Annotated in this window: 11 protein-coding genes; 4 read left to right on the top strand and 7 right to left on the bottom strand. The window is 37.1% G+C overall.

Features of this window, described 5'->3' with window-relative positions; genetic code table 11:
• Both J3L16_RS05335 and J3L16_RS05330 read left to right on the top strand, forming a co-directional pair.
• Positions 1-1,119, top strand: a 1,119-nt coding sequence (locus tag J3L16_RS05335; RefSeq protein WP_242698667.1) for a thioesterase domain-containing protein, incomplete at its 5' end; no start/stop codon positions are given.
• Between the two features lie 93 nt (positions 1,120-1,212).
• Positions 1,213-2,835 (top strand): cyclic peptide export ABC transporter, encoded by a 1,623-nt coding sequence (locus J3L16_RS05330; RefSeq protein ID WP_207611855.1) that lies wholly within the window; start codon positions 1,213-1,215, stop codon positions 2,833-2,835.
• Between the two features lie 87 nt (positions 2,836-2,922).
• On the opposite strand, the gene J3L16_RS05325 is transcribed toward J3L16_RS05330, so the two are convergent.
• The 4 genes from J3L16_RS05325 to J3L16_RS05310 all read right to left on the bottom strand — a co-directional run bounded on the left by J3L16_RS05325 (position 2,923) and on the right by J3L16_RS05310 (position 8,199).
• On the bottom strand, positions 2,923-3,636 hold the full coding sequence (locus J3L16_RS05325) for a 4'-phosphopantetheinyl transferase superfamily protein (RefSeq protein WP_207611854.1): 714 nt from the start codon (positions 3,634-3,636) through the stop codon (positions 2,923-2,925).
• Positions 3,637-3,667: 31 nt separating this feature from the next.
• The gene (locus J3L16_RS05320) at positions 3,668-4,426 is read right to left on the bottom strand and encodes a thioesterase (protein ID WP_207611853.1); all 759 of its coding nucleotides are present in this window, start codon (positions 4,424-4,426) and stop codon (positions 3,668-3,670) included.
• Positions 4,427-4,582: 156 nt separating this feature from the next.
• Positions 4,583-7,003 carry a TonB-dependent receptor gene (locus tag J3L16_RS05315; RefSeq protein ID WP_207611852.1) on the bottom strand — a complete coding sequence of 807 codons (2,421 nt, stop codon included), beginning with the start codon at positions 7,001-7,003 and terminating at the stop codon, positions 4,583-4,585.
• 122 nt (positions 7,004-7,125) lie between these two features.
• Positions 7,126-8,199 (bottom strand): helix-turn-helix domain-containing protein, encoded by a 1,074-nt coding sequence (locus tag J3L16_RS05310; protein WP_207611851.1) that lies wholly within the window; start codon positions 8,197-8,199, stop codon positions 7,126-7,128.
• Positions 8,200-8,380: 181 nt separating this feature from the next.
• On the opposite strand from J3L16_RS05310, the gene J3L16_RS05305 reads away from it, so the two are divergent.
• A complete protein-coding gene (locus J3L16_RS05305) occupies positions 8,381-9,478 on the top strand; it encodes a serine hydrolase domain-containing protein (RefSeq protein ID WP_207611850.1) in 1,098 nt (365 codons plus the stop codon).
• 177 nt (positions 9,479-9,655) lie between these two features.
• Here J3L16_RS05305 and J3L16_RS05300 read toward each other — a convergent pair whose 3' ends face one another.
• Both J3L16_RS05300 and nrdA read right to left on the bottom strand, forming a co-directional pair.
• Positions 9,656-10,957 carry an MFS transporter gene (locus tag J3L16_RS05300; RefSeq protein WP_207611849.1) on the bottom strand — a complete coding sequence of 434 codons (1,302 nt, stop codon included), beginning with the start codon at positions 10,955-10,957 and terminating at the stop codon, positions 9,656-9,658.
• 474 nt (positions 10,958-11,431) lie between these two features.
• Positions 11,432-13,756, bottom strand: a complete 2,325-nt coding sequence (nrdA, locus tag J3L16_RS05295) for a class 1a ribonucleoside-diphosphate reductase subunit alpha (RefSeq protein ID WP_207611848.1) — start codon at positions 13,754-13,756, stop codon at positions 11,432-11,434.
• A 493-nt stretch (positions 13,757-14,249) separates the two neighbouring features.
• Here nrdA and J3L16_RS05290 point away from each other — a divergent pair, with 493 nt between their 5' ends.
• Positions 14,250-14,720 carry a VOC family protein gene (locus tag J3L16_RS05290; RefSeq protein WP_207611847.1) on the top strand — a complete coding sequence of 157 codons (471 nt, stop codon included), beginning with the start codon at positions 14,250-14,252 and terminating at the stop codon, positions 14,718-14,720.
• A gap of 36 nt (positions 14,721-14,756) precedes the next feature.
• Here J3L16_RS05290 and ubiG read toward each other — a convergent pair whose 3' ends face one another.
• Entirely contained in the window at positions 14,757-15,488 is a 732-nt protein-coding gene (gene ubiG, locus J3L16_RS05285) for a bifunctional 2-polyprenyl-6-hydroxyphenol methylase/3-demethylubiquinol 3-O-methyltransferase UbiG (protein WP_207611846.1), read from the bottom strand.
• Positions 15,489-15,579: the final 91 nt, after the last annotated feature.

The raw sequence follows: 15,579 nt of genomic DNA, 5'->3' as shown, positions 1-15,579 counted from the left end.
TTACCTGCGCCTGAATTAGCCAACATCAATACGTATGAAGCACCTGAGGGTGACACAGAAATTGCCCTTGCGGGTATTTGGCAAGAGGTATTGGGAGTTGAGCAAGTAGGGCGGCATGATAACTTCTTTATGCTAGGGGGCAATTCATTATTAAGCTTACAAGTGGTATCTAAGTTTAAATTGATAGCTCAAACACATGAATACTTTTCTCTAAAAGAATTAATGTTAAACCCTACTATTGCGAGTGTTGTAAATCATTCAGCTAGAAACAAATCTATTGTATTGATGAATACAATAGTAACTCAAACATCGCCATTATTTTGTATTCATGGTGGTATGGGAACATCACTTGTTTATCAAGATATTGCGAACCAATTGAATGGTATTATGCCAGTGTATGGAATTGCGTGTAGAACCATTAATGACCTATCGCACATAGATACATCACTTGAACAAATGGCAATGGATTATTGCCATATGATTCAAGAAGTTCAGCCTAAAGGCCCGTATCATATTTTAGGTTGGTCGTTAGGCGCTCCTTTAGCTGTAATGGTGAGTGGATTACTTGAGGCAAAAAGTCATCGTGTATCTTTTTTAGGTTTGGTTGATTCTTTCGAGCCGAATAAAAAAAATCGAGAGGAAAGCAGTTGGAAGCGATCATTTATTCATGATTTAGTTAGTTTTGGTTTTAATGTAAATCAAGGACAGATATTTAATTATCTAGCAGATAAAAATGTATTGTCAGTTGCTCTAATAAAAAAAATATTAATTGAATGTAATATTGTAGAAAACTCAAATAAAGTCAGAGACGTTTTTAACCATGAAGACTATGTTGCCATTTTTATGGCCACATACAATCTACGTTTACTCTCTAATAAACCAATTGATTTACCTTTCACATCAATTAACCCCTCATGTTGGTGGGCTGAAGATAAAACGGAAAAACAGAAACTATCCTTGATTAAACAACTAGGAAGCTTACCTCGCTTTAATAGTACGATTGCTTCGAATCACTACGGTATTATTCAACATAAACAGTTTTTATTAGAGTTAACCACCGAATTACAGAATGTGATACCGACACTTAAAAAGCCACTTGTAAGTATGAAAAATAATTAAAACACAATATAAAACAGCGTAATTATTTTACATTTAAGAAATACTCATTCGTTAATTTAAACAATAAGTGTAAAACATTTTTTAGGAGACAATGTGCTTTCGTATTTAATTAAACAATCGCAATGGCTATTTATTACCGCAACTATAGCAGGGGTAATATCTGGAGCATGTGGTGTACTTTTGTTAACGGTTATAAATTCAACTATCTCTTCGCCTACAATGGATGATGCGATGAATATGCTTTGGCCTTTTATTTTTTATGTGACCATTGGTATGTTAACTCGTATGTTATCGTTAGTTTTGTTTCACCGACTGAAAGAACATGTTCATGCGAATATTAGGCAATTTATAACGTCACAAGTTATAGCAGCAGACTATAGTAAAATTGAACGTTTAGGTGGCGCTAAAGTCCAGTCTGCATTAACGGATCATAGTCAAAATGTATCTGATTTTTTTATTAGTTTACCAAGGTTGATTATGAATGGTGCTATTGTTGCGGGTTGTTTACTTTATTTAGCCATTTTATCTATTGAAGTACTTTTAGTTGCAGTTGTTGTAATAGGCTTAGGCGCTTTTTGTTATCACTTTGTTCATCTGCAAGCAATTAAGCATTTAAAAGTTGCATCAGTTGAGCAAGACAACTTATTTAATTGTTTTGATTCACTTATCTATGGTGCTAAAGAGCTTAGGTTACATAAAGAAAAGCGACATTGGTTTAAGGAAGAAGTATTAGGAAGATCAATTAATACTGTTAGAAAAGCAAGAACAAAAGGTATGTCGATGTTTGTTATTTCTGTTAGCTGGAGTAACTTTCTTGTTTATGGCTTTATTGGTGTTGTTTTATTTGCCTTAGTTGGCGATGTTGATAATCGTGTTGAATTAATGACAGGTTTTACTTTACTGTTTGTTTATATGATTACTCCTTTAGAGTCACTATTATTAAATCTTCCTAAAGCGAACTTAGCTAAAATATCAGCAGGGCATATTGATGAAGTTACAAATAAGCTTGAAGAGCATGAAGAGATAGCAAGCTTACCTATACCCCTTTCTTTTAATGAGCTAACGTTTTCTAACGTGAGTCATTCATATTATCATGAACAAAGTGATGAAATATTTAGTTTACCGGCGATTAATGTCACATTTAAAAAAGCTGAATTGATTTACTTAGTGGGTGGAAATGGCAGTGGTAAAACCACATTTGCTAAATTAGTCTCCGGGCTCTATAACCCTGAGCAGGGAGAGGTAAGGCTTGATGGAAAGGTTGTTACCTCGGCAGATAGAGATAACTATCGCCAATTATTTACTTCAATTTTTTCAGATTTTCATTTGTTCGATACATTACTTGGTAATAGTACGCCTGAGTTTGAAAAAAAAGGCAATGCGTTAATTAGAAAGCTTAATTTACATCATAAGGTTAAAATTGAAAATGGGGCTTTTACTACTAAGACATTATCGCAAGGGCAACGTAAGCGTTTAGCCTTAGTGGTATCTTACCTTGAAGATAGACCATTTTATTTATTCGATGAGTGGGCTGCTGATCAAGATCCAACTTTCAAAGATGTATTTTATAAAGAGTTACTACCTGAATTAACATCTCGAGGTAAAACCGTATTTGTGATTTCTCATGATGATAAGTACTTTCATTTAGCCGATAGATTATTGAAAATGGATAATGGATATTTAAGCGAAATACCAGTACCTGCTTTTATGAGTTAAATAAGTATAGGTTGATACATAGCAGGCTGAAGTAAATGACTTTTTTACCTGTTATGTATCATCATATACAGCAATTAAACTTAAAGGCTATTGTGCCACTAATGTTAATACGTGATTTTTATCGATAAAGCTAAAGTACCCATTAAAGACCTTTCCTGAACATAACTTCGTCGTTAAATCTTCTGTTAATACTAAAGTGAAACGGTGATTATCTGGCGATATTTCAATTAACTTAGCAGCAGAAAAATCAAAGTAATGGCCAACGTGAGGGTAAAGCGCTTTAAATAGGCTTTCTTTCGCTGAAAATGCCAAGGTAAATGCTTGTTCAATACTTAATATACTTTGTTCAAGTAGCGTTATTTCATCATTAAAAATAACGGTGTTTTTAATGTCATGTATGGTGCTCATTAATATCACGTCTTCAATATCAACGCCTAAAAACTGATAATTATGTGGTAATGCTGCTGCACAAAGAGCGGTTGTATTGGTGTGTGTTATTGATGCATTGACTGTATTCGGAAATACAGGCGCTCTGTTTTCACCTATGGGTATATCATCGCAAGTAATATTTAGCTTTTTTAACGCTAACTGTGCTGTATACCTACCAGCAAAAAACTCTGCTTGTCTTTTATTAACTGACTGACTAATTGTTTTGGGTATTGATATATTATGGTGCGAGAAAAAATCAGCTTGATAGTGTGTGATATTAAATTCCGTACATTCCATCGATATGTTTTTAGAAGGAAAGGGCAGTGATATCGCTTTTTTGTGTATAAAACGATTAAAAGAGGGAGCTATCATTATTGTTGAATAATATTTGGTTATGTATTTATTATACACGTGGTTTAATGACATGATGAATAATGTCATTTACTTTTTCCAAGCAGTGTTCTTTTTGATTATCAATAAAAAAGTGATTACCGGGTATCATATGAATATTTACCGTGGGTATGAAAAATTGTTGCCAATTCGCTAATTGTTCCTTAGAAATATCTGTATCATCAATGCCTCCTAAAATAGTGATTTGGCAATTTAGTTTCGCAGTACCTAAGTAACAATAGGTGTCGACTAATTCAAAATCAGCACGTAATAATGGCATGAATAAGTCCATTAATTCTTTGTTTTCTAAAACGGCTTTAGGCGTACCATTTAGTTTTTCTAATTCATGAATAAATTCATCATTAGGTAAGTGAAAGATATTTTTTTTATTTAACGAACTATCAGGGCTTCTACTACCTGAAGCGATAAAATACTCAGGTAAAGGTAAGTTTAAATTATGTAGTGTTAACATTAACTCAAAGGCGATTCTACTACCTAAACTGTGGCCAAATACAATGTAAGGAGACTTTATATATTGTGGGAGCACAGATATTAACTCGTTAATAACAGCCTGCATATTGGTATGAGGCTTTTCAAACATACGCTGACCACGACCAGGTAGCTGTACAATACATAATTCAACGTTTTCAGGTAAATATTGTGCCCATGATGTGTAGGTTGAAATACTGCCACCTGCATAAGGAAAGCAAATTAGCTTAAGTTGTGCATTAGGTTGTGGTTTAGGAATAACCAGACATGAATTGTTGAGCATAGTATCTATTTAGTAGAAATAAAGTTGTTATGTAAAGAGCGACTAACGTAGTTTGAATGGGAATAAACTAGGTTGTCAATAAATCATATTTTTTCACATAAAAAAGAGGCTGAAATTCAGCCTCTTATCAATTGTTATTTGTTTTTTAATTATTGGTTAGAACGAATAATCAATACCAATACCAAAGGTACGCGATGGTAAAACATTAAAAAATGTACCATTTGCATCTAAAGACAATTCACCCGACACTTGGTCAATTGCACTAACATCATTACGTGTTACCACTTCTTCATCAAATAGGTTTGTGACATAAGTATAAACTGTAAAATTATCATACTCATAACCAAAACGTGCATTTACATTCACATATGAATCAACTTTTTCGGTTAATGTGCTTGCTGTTTCTTCTGAAACACCAGCTTCTACAGCTAATGGAAATAAATCATCGTTATCAATATTGTCAAAAAAGCTAAAGCGTGAACCTGTATAAAAAGCAGAAACATTGGCAAACAAACCGCTTTGACCAACCCAGTTAACACCAATAGAGCCAGTTACTTCAGGAGAGTTAGGTAATTTATTACCCGCAAGGTTACTAAATTCTCCCTCTAAGGCAAAAGGAAAATCATCAAATTCCGCATTAAGTAAACCTAGGCTTGCAAATACTTCCCACTCTTGAGTGATAAAGTATTGGAAAGATGTTTCTAAACCATAAATAGTTGATTCAGCCGCATTAATAATTAAATCGTCATTATTGTTATTTAAGTCTACACCAGGTGTATTGATTTGTTGATCTTTGTATGTACTAAAGAACACATTGTTATTTAAAATAATATCGCCATTAGCAAATACTGAGCGGCTACCTATTTCTACGGTATTTAAAAATTCAGGATCGTAAGAAAAAATAGACTGAATAGTACCTGTACCATTTGGGTTATCAATGATAGTTAAATCAGTACCACCGGCACGGTAACCGCGTTGAGCTGAAGCAAATATTGAGTGCTCTTCATTAAATTTATAGGTTAATGTCGCTTTAGGTAACCAGGCATTAAATGATACTTCTTGGGTTAAATCATCTTCAGGTATCGCACCTAAGGAGCTATCGATTACAATAGAACAAGGTACAGAAATTAATGAATCTACAGGAACACCAAATATTGCCCCAGGCCCTGTTACTGCACATTCATCAGGGGTAATTGTTCTAGTTTGATTGATTGCCCCACTGTTCGTAAACCTTTCATCATCATAACGTACGCCTAAATCTAACGTTAACGCTTTGTTTAAATCAATACGTACTTGAGCAAAGAAGGCACGGTTAATTGTACTTGTAATATTATCATTGGTTAAAACAATTGCAGCACTATCAGCAGGAGATGTTGTTGCCAAACCACGAGTACCTACGGTAATTTGAGGGGCTAATAACGCTTGGTCAAAGGTAGATTCTTTATTATCAGCATCAAAGTAGTAACCACCAATCACACCTGATATATTGCCATAATCAAAGGTAAAGCGTAGTTCAGCGGTATTGATTTCTTCATTCAAGCGATCATCTGTGAATAATTCAACTTGACTGAATATTTCGGGATCATCAGACCCAAAATTGCGTTCCACATCAGTATCTTCATTGGTAATAATTGTTTTTATTGACCAGTTTTTTGAGATGTCGTAGTAGCTTTCTAAAATAACGCGAGTGGTTTCGGTACGGTTTCTAGGAAAAGTACCAGAATCAATAAAATCAAATACGTTAAAAGATTCAAATGACTCATCTGTTGGGGAGACAGTCGTATTGACACTAGCAACACCATTACCAACGGAAATATTATTATGGTCAACCGTTAATTTAATACTTAAATCATCTATGGCTTCTGGCTCAAATAATAATTTAGCGCGTAGTAATAATCTATTTTCAAAATCTGTATTTTTATCAAAAAAAATAGAATCTATATAGCCATCTGTTTTTTGGTAGTCAGCAGCTACTCTAAATGCTAGCTGATCATCAATGATGGCATTACCGTATGCACCCGCAATTTGGTATGTGCTGTCTTCAGCGGCAGTTAATCTAAATTTACCGTCAGCTTCGTAGGTTGGATCAGCGGTTGATACAACAATAGCGCCAGCCAGTGCGTTACGCCCTTGAATACTTGATTGAGAACCACGTAATACTTCAACTTGTTGGGTATCCCATAACGATGTTACACCTCTTCCTAATGCTGTACCGGATAGTGGTGAACCATCAACATACACATTCGATGTAACACCTTGACCTGAATTAGTTGATCCTGTTCTACCAATACCCCGAATAGTTATACTATCTGAAGCACCAGTACTAGCCACATTAGGAATACGAAGTAATGCATCGTTAATATCCACAATACGTTCAGCATCTAAACGCGCTTCAGTGAATAACTCAATAGAAGCATCGACTTCTTGTAGTGTTAGTTCTTGTTTTGTACCTTGAATGATAATGCGTTCAACTTCTCGTTCTTGAACGTTTTCAGAGTTAACTTCTTCTGCGTGAGTACTTAACGCTAAACTACTGGTAATAACTAAGGCGAGAGGGGTAAGTCTAAATGTAGGCATAATACTGTTGAAACCCTTAATAGTGATAAAATATCCATCTTAATACGAATAGTTTACAATATCATTCGTTGTATGTGAATGAGTATTACTTCTAAAAGAGTACAATTTATGTATATACCTAATCAACTAGCATTGCTTCGTGATTGCCTGTAACCCGAGGGCGATAAACCATTTAATGCTTTGAATTCTTTGTTGAAATTAGATTTAGTGTGAAATCCACACTCATACATTACCGCCGTGATAGAAAGCTTTGGTTGCTTTAATAGTAAATTTTCTGCGAACTTAATGCGTAAACGATTCATGTGCTTCGTGTAGCTTTCACCGTAATGATGATTAACTGCGTTCGATAGCGCTCTTGCTGGCACATTTAACCTGTTTGCCATAGCTTTTAATGACAAAACCTCCTTTGTGTAGACATGATGCTCTTTAAGTAAAAATTCGAGGGAACTTATAATGTTTTCAAATTCTTGATTTCTTTTAGAGCTCGGTTCTTTTTCGTCAATGGCAATATACAACCAATCAAAAAAAGCCGATTTTTGCAGTGTGAAAAACACCGTAAAACTAGTGACTAAGAGTTTAAACATGACTGTGATTAATAGTGCGGTAGATTGAATTGACGATTTGCCTGCAGCTATCTCGAAATAGATTAAAAAGTCGCTTACCCAACTGAGCCATGAATACACAGTAAAAATTAAAAGCCAAAGATAGAGTATTTTCTTGATCCGATTGTGAACTTTATTAGTGTTTTTTGGCATTAGCTGTAAATAGTGTTTATTCAGCCAAAGCACCTTGGTCAGTAGTAGGGCATATCCCAGCTGTGATAATAGAACGAGGTAATCGACGTAAAACTTGCTCTGGTGATTGAGCATAAACACAAACACTAGAGTTGCTGGTGTTAGATGAAGTAAATGGATTCGTTTAAATCGAAGTTGTTCATTAAATGCGCTTTGAAACATAAAATATGACAATGGCCCAAATAAAACAGCCATAGCTGGCTGAAGTGCAGCAGTAAACAGGTTTAAACCGTTAGATAAGTTTATTCCTAAGAAAAAAGATTGCAGCCCTAGTGCTAAAAAACATGTTGCCAGTAACCTGACAGGCACTTGGTAAAAAGCTCGCTGACAAAACAGGTGCAATGCCATAAGTAGACACAGTACAGAAACAACAGTATTTAAATTCGGAAGTAACTGGCTCATAACAAATTATATGATTCGTTGGTTCGCAATAAATAGATTTAAACTAATCGTAGGAATATTCAATGGCTATTGATTTTATTGCAATAATTATTTTGAATAAAATAAGGCCTCAAACGCGTTTGTGGACGATTTAATGGCGTTTGCCTCTTAACATTTACGTTCAAGTAAAAAGGAGGCTCATGTGAAGCTAAAAAATCTAATACTTATTCTCTTAATAGGAAGTTTAATTTCCCCCTCAATAGCACTGGAAACAAATAAAATCGTTATCCACGAAGCCATTGATCAAATACTAATGCGTGAGAATTTTCAAGGGACTGCGCTGATCATTAGAAATGGGGAACTCGTTCATCACAAAGGCTATGGCATGGCTGTTATGGAGTGGCATCTCCCAAATACACCTCAAACTAAATATTATGTTGCATCTTTGTCTAAAACATTCACAGCTACATTAATAATGATGCTGGTTGAGGAAGGGAAATTAAGTTTAGATGAACCCATTAATAAGTATTTGCCTGCTTATCCAGCTGAGTATGCATCTCGAATTACTGTAAGGCACTTACTCAGGCACAGAACAGGGATTCCCAGACAATTTACCATTCCAGATTGGACGGCTAGCAAATCACTTTCTTCTTTAACTAAAAATGAATTTTTGTCGATGATAGCGGCGTTGCCGCTTAAGTTCGAAGTTGATTCAGCTCGTTATTACTCTAGTGCTAATTACTATATTTTAGGCGCGATTATTGAGGAAATCACAGGGGAGTCGTTTAGCACTCTTTTATATAAGAAAATTTTAAAACCTTTGAACATGGACAATACCAAGTTATACCGCAGTGGCCAGATAGTTGAATCGCTCGCCATGCCGTATAAGAAAGTCAAAGGTGAATATTCGTTCTGCCCACCTGTAGATGGAGAATTTTGTACTGGGAGCAATATCAACTTAGAACTCTTTAAAGGGAGTGCCTCTATGTACTCTACGGCAGAGGATTTATCAATTTGGTTGCAAGCACTGGATGGAGACCTAGTGTTAAATGAAACAAGTAGAAGGTTTTTATTAGATCCTGACACTCAAGCTTGCTGGGATGTAGTAGTTGCGTTATTCAGAGACAATACAACACGCAGGCTAATTCTTGCTGATGGTCTACTTGAAGGCTACAGCTCACTGCTAATCAAGCTTCCTAAAGAGCGGGTTTCAATCGTCATTCTAAACAATACAGGTATGGCATACAGCGAAAAAGCAGAGATTGGGACAGAGATTGCTAATTTGCTTATTAACAATTGATTGCTATTGGTTAGAGAAATGGATTAAGGCTAAATTCCAATATTTATCTGATGTTCGATGGGACTAAAGAAGTGAAGTAAAAAAGCAGCTTAACCCATAAAAAAAGAGTGCCAATAGGCACTCTTTTTTATTCAAAATAGTTAATGGTTAATTCACTAACCATTCACTATAAATCGTTTACGTTTTAGGCTTTAAAGGCTCTATTTTAGGGCAAAGGAACAAGATACTTGCCATAACAATAAAGGCCAATGTTGCGCCAAGAATAAATACGTTTTGGTATTGTGCGCCTGCTGTAAGTATAGGAACCATCGCCGTTAACGCAGCTGCAGAGAACTTCGCAGCCATACCTGCAAAACCAGCAAGTGAACCAACACTGCCTTTACCTAACATATCGCTAGGAAGTGTTTGAATGCTACCAATAGAGGTTTGGAAGCCAAATAAAATCGCAGCCATAATAATAACCGCTGTATTGGCGCTACCTGGGTTAGCTAGCAGCAATAGGGCAGGTAACATGATTAGACAACCAAGCACGATAACGGTTTTACGGGTTTTGTTAACACTCCAGCCCGCTTTAATACGATTTTGAGATAACAAACCACCAAACCAAGCACCTAACATTGCGCCTACATACGGAACCCAACCAATGATGGCTAGGCCTTTAACGTCCATATTGTAAACTTCTACTAAGTAAGTCGGGATCCAAACAATGAACAACCACCAAATTGGGTCAATTGCTGCTGTTGCAATAATTACGCCCCAGCTTTCTTTACGGCCTAACATTTCGCCATAACTCGGTACGTACTCGTCTTCAGCCGATTCTTCTTCATCAACAGAAACGGCTTTTTGACCAGATAAGATATATTCTCTTTCTTCGTCAGTAATCCAAGGGTGCTTAATAGGCGGTGCTTTTACTAGGATCCACCAAGGTACTAACCATAAAAGACCAGCCAAACCAACCAGTACAAATATAATTTTCCAGCTTAGGAAAGTGGCTAAGTAAGCGATAAGTGGAACAGAAATAATACCGCCAATTGCTGCGCCAGAATTAAAGATACCTTGTGCTAGCGCTCGTTCTTTACTAGGGAACCATTCAGCATTGGCTTTTGCGGCACCTGGCCAGTTACCAGCCTCAGAAATACCCAGAAGAGAACGGAAAATACTAAAGGTTAGAACGCCTTGAGCAAATGCGTGTAGTGCAGTGGCGATAGACCAAACACCGATTGATAAAACAAAACCGATACGAGTGCCAATCCAGTCGAATATTTTTCCAAATACCGCTTGACCAATTGCATAAGAGAATAAAAACACAACGCTGACCGTGCCTAAAACTTGCTTAAGTTCATCGGCATTTTTATCTGGGTAAATTTCGCTACCCATATAAGGCCATAAAACACTGAGTGCTTGCCTGTCTATATAGTTAATAACAGTGGCAAGCGCAATCAATGCGATAACCCACCAACGTAAACCTTGAATTTTCATTGTTATTATTCACTCCGAAGAAGTCTTGTTAATTGAAATAGAGCTCTGTAAACAGTTAAAAAAATGTTACATGCTATTCAAACCAAATCGTACTTTTATCCCAAAAAAACGAACTAGTGACCCAGCGTATTAAAGCAGAGTCAGTTTTTAACTTATCTGCAATATAAATAACTTATGGAAAATGAGACTTTTATAGAAACATTGTTATTTTCATAAATTCGGGCGTAGGAAGGATAAACCACATCACATTTCTATTCAACTAGTGGTGATTTTACTGGGGTTAGAGGCGGAGAGTAAAAGCCTAAATATTAGCTAATAATGGAACTTGGTTAAGGAAACTAAAGTAGCGTAAAGTGGCTAAAAAACGACGAACTATGTAATTAAAACGTAAATAAATACATGGTGGGAGTGAAAAAGGCGCGTAAGCGCCTTTTTTTTAGTTATAAGTTAAATAAATGTATTATAACTTAACCTTTAAATCTTACACGCACCGCCTGCACAATCGTCTTCTTCTTCCGCTACAACATGCTGTTGAGCTAAAGGATTCGATTTTACTTCGTTTGCAACATCGCTTGACGCGTCAGACGCACCATCACGGGTGTTGTGGTAATACAGGGTTTTCACACCTAGCTTATAAGTGGTAAGTAAATCTTTTAATAGCAATTTCATTGGCACTTTGCCGTTAGGGAATTTGCTTGGGTCGTAATTGGTGTTGGCTGATATAGTCTGATCAACAAACTTTTGCATTATACCCACAAGCTGTAAGTAACCTTCATTTGAAGGAATGTCCCACAACAGTTCGTAGGCATCTTTTAGGTTTTCGTAATCAGGTACAACTTGTTTTAGTACGCCGTCTTTACTGGACTTAATACTGATATGCCCTCGAGGTGGTTCAATGCCGTTGGTTGCATTGGATATTTGCGATGAAGTTTCAGATGGCATCAAGGCAGACAAGGTCGAATTTCTAAGGCCATGCTCTACAATGCTGGAACGTAAAGCTTCCCAATCTAACTGAAGAGGCTCATCACAGATTTTATCCAGATCCTTTTTATAGGAATCGATAGGCAAAATACCCTGTGAATAGGTGGTTTCGTTAAACTTAGGGCATGCGCCTTTTTCTTTTGCCAAATTATTCGATGCCTTCAGTAAATGGTATTGCAAGGCTTCAAAGGTTCTGTGCACTAAACCGTTGGCACTGAAATCTGAATATTTTACGCCGTTTTTGGCTAGATAATAAGCAAAGTTAATTACACCTATACCTAAAGTTCTGCGTCCTATACTGGCATTGTGAGCCGCGGGAACAGGGTAGTCTTGGTAATCGAGTAGGCTATCAAGGGCACGTACCGATAAATCTGCCAATTCTTCAAATTCATCAAGAGATTCTATTGCGCCTAAGTTAAAGGCAGACAAGGTACACAGTGCAATTTCACCGTTTTCATCGTTGATATGTTCAAGAGGCTTAGTAGGAAGCGCTATTTCTAAACATAAATTACTTTGTCTAACCGGCGCTACTTCCGGGTTAAATGGGCTATGCGTATTGCAGTGATCGACATTCTGCAAATAGATACGGCCAGTACTGGCGCGTTCTTGCATGAATAAACTAAACAGCTCCATTGCGCGGATACTTTTCTTGCGAATACTGTCATCGGCTTCGTACTGGAGATACAAGGCTTCAAATTTCTCCTGATCAGCAAAGAAGGCATCGTAAAGTCCTGGGACATCAGAAGGACTAAACAAGGTGATATTGTCGTCTTTCATCATGCGTTGGTACATTAGCTTGTTAAACTGCACACCGTAATCTAAATGACGTACGCGGTTTTCTTCAACACCACGGTTGTTTTTAAGCACCAATAAAGATTCTACTTCCATATGCCAAAGTGGATAGAATAGGGTAGCTGCACCACCTCGTACACCACCTTGAGAGCAGCTTTTTACGGCCGTTTGGAAATGCTTATAAAATGGTATACAGCCCGTGTGGAATGCTTCTCCACCACGTATTGCACTGCCAACTGCGCGGATACGGCCCGCATTTACACCGATACCTGCTCTTTGGCTGACATATTTTACAATGGCGCTTGCTGATGCGTTGATGGAGTCTAAACTGTCGCCTGCTTCAATAAGTACACATGAACTAAATTGACGGGTTGGGGTACGTACACCTGCCATAATAGGCGTTGGCAAAGACAATTTAAACGTAGATGCTGCATCATAAAAACGGCGAATATAGTCGAGTCTCGTATCTTTTGGGTAGTTAGCAAATAAACACGCCGCGACCAATACGTAAAGGAACTGCGCACTTTCGTATATTTCACCCGTCACTCGGTTTTGTACTAAGTATTTTCCTTCAAGCTGCTTAACCGCCGCATAGCTGAAGTTCATATCACGCCAATGATCTAAGAAATCGTCCATAACGTCGAACTCTTCTTGGCTATAATCGCTTAGTAAGTGTGCGTCGTATTTACCCATTTCGACCATTTTTGTTACGTGATCGTATAATTTGGGCGGTTCAAACTGACCGTAGGCTTTTTTACGCAAATGGAATATTGCTAAACGAGCGGATAAATATTGATAATCTGGAGTGTCAGTCGAGATTAAATCTGCGGCTGACTTGATAATGGTTTCGTGAATTTCTTCTGTTTTTATATTTTCGTAAAACTGTAAATGCGCTTTAATTTCTACTTGGGAAACTGAAACCTTATTTAATCCTTCCGCCGCCCATTCGATGACGCGGTGAATTTTTTCCAAATCGATATGTTCTTTTTCACCATTTCGCTTGGTGACGTAAAGCGTCTCATTCATTGAGTTATCCATTATTATCAATTAGCGCAAGATAGGTGCGTGTGCACACCCTGTAGTTATAAATTATATAGTTTCAAACTCGATAACAGTTGTTCTTTACTGCTATGTGCGAGTGGTTTTGTTGTGAAGCTAAACACAAGATAATGAGGTTTAAGGTGATATGCAACCCTATATCTGGTGTTTAGTTGTCATCTGCATATACACGAGAATTTGAGTTAGTGATAGCTAACCGTTAAACACAATCGCACACTTTTTTGTTTTTTTTACAAGGCTAATTTCTCGTAAATAAAAAAAATTTTGTTGTATTTTTTACCGTTTCTGACTTGCATTTTTGACAAAATAAGCTTCCTAAGCGGAGGTTGTTTTTTCTGTAGTCAAATCACCCTCATTTCCGCTTATATGTTCGACGTTTTAACGGATATTTGTTGGATTAAAAGTCGCTTAGGTCTAGCATTAGCATTTGTATATTAAATTTAGCGAATAACGATATTCTATGAAAAAGCTCTCTACTCAAATTATTACTTGTCTACTATTTTTACTTGGTACTTTAACCTTAGCGGCTCATGCCGACGAAAAAAGCACCGCAGGATTTGATCATGTTGGTTTGGCTGTGTCTGATTTAGATGCGTCAGCAACGTTTTTTGTGGACGTTCTTGATTTTGAAATTCGAGGCAGAGATAAAAAATACCCAGCGGCTTTTTTGAATAACGGGTCAATGACACTTACTCTTTGGCAAACCGCTGATGATGCAGTGAAATTCGATAGAAAAAATAACGTGGGTTTACATCACCTTGCAATCAAGGCAACGAGTTTTGAAGCTTTGGATGCCCTATATGAAAAAATGAAATCCATGCCTAGTGTGGCAATAGAGTTCGCACCAGAGCTATTTTACGGCGGCCCTGCTAAGCATATGATATTCAGAGAGCCAAGTGGTAACCGTATTGAGGTTATCTATAGACCATAAGAAAAAACGAAGCTGGGGACAGTCCCAGCTTCGATGTTATTTCTGGCAAACAATCATGTAATTAACGTCGATATTGTCGTTTGATAAATAAAAGGCTTGTTTTAACGGGTGATAATGAAGACCAGTTGCGTCTTTTGTTGTCAGCTCGCTTCTGTCACACATGCCAATTAATTCACTGGGTTTTATGTATTTTTCATAATCATGGGTGCCTTTGGGTACCCAGCCCAGTATATATTCCGCGCCTAGAATGCTAAATAAGTATGATTTTGGGTTTCGGTTTAACGTAGAAAAGAAAACCGTACCCCCTGGCTTAACCAGTTTTGCACATGCGCGAACTATGGCTTCAGGGTCGGGAACGTGTTCAAGCATTTCTAAGCAGGTGACGACATCGAATGACTCTGGTTGTGCATCCGCAAGGGATTCAGCGGCAATACATTGATAATCAACTTTTATACCGGTTTCTAAGCCGTGTAAACGCGCCACTTCTAGACTTGCAGGTGCCATATCAATACCGGTGACATTTGCGCCAGCTCTCGCCAAACCTTCTGCTACGAGACCGCCACCACAACCTACATCGAGTATTGATAAACCATTGACGCCATTCATGTGTTCTTGAATAAAAGATAAGCGTAACGGATTAATTAAATGTAGAGGCTTAAATTCACCTTCTTCATCCCACCAGCGGGATGCAATTTCAGAAAATTTGTCTATTTCTTGTTGATCTACATTGGACACAAAACATCCTTCGATAAATACCTGATCAGGCATTGAATATTACATGTATTAAAGGCTACATAAAATATTTAACAGATGGTAGACTAAACAGCTAAATAAAAAGATTTTATAACGTCTTTTTAGA

The sequence above is a fragment of the Alteromonas sp. 5E99-2 genome (assembly GCF_017368475.1).
GTDB lineage: Bacteria > Pseudomonadota > Gammaproteobacteria > Enterobacterales > Alteromonadaceae > Alteromonas_F.
The sequence above is the reverse complement of the archived record's forward strand: the minus strand, read 5'-3'. Positions and strand labels throughout refer to the sequence as shown.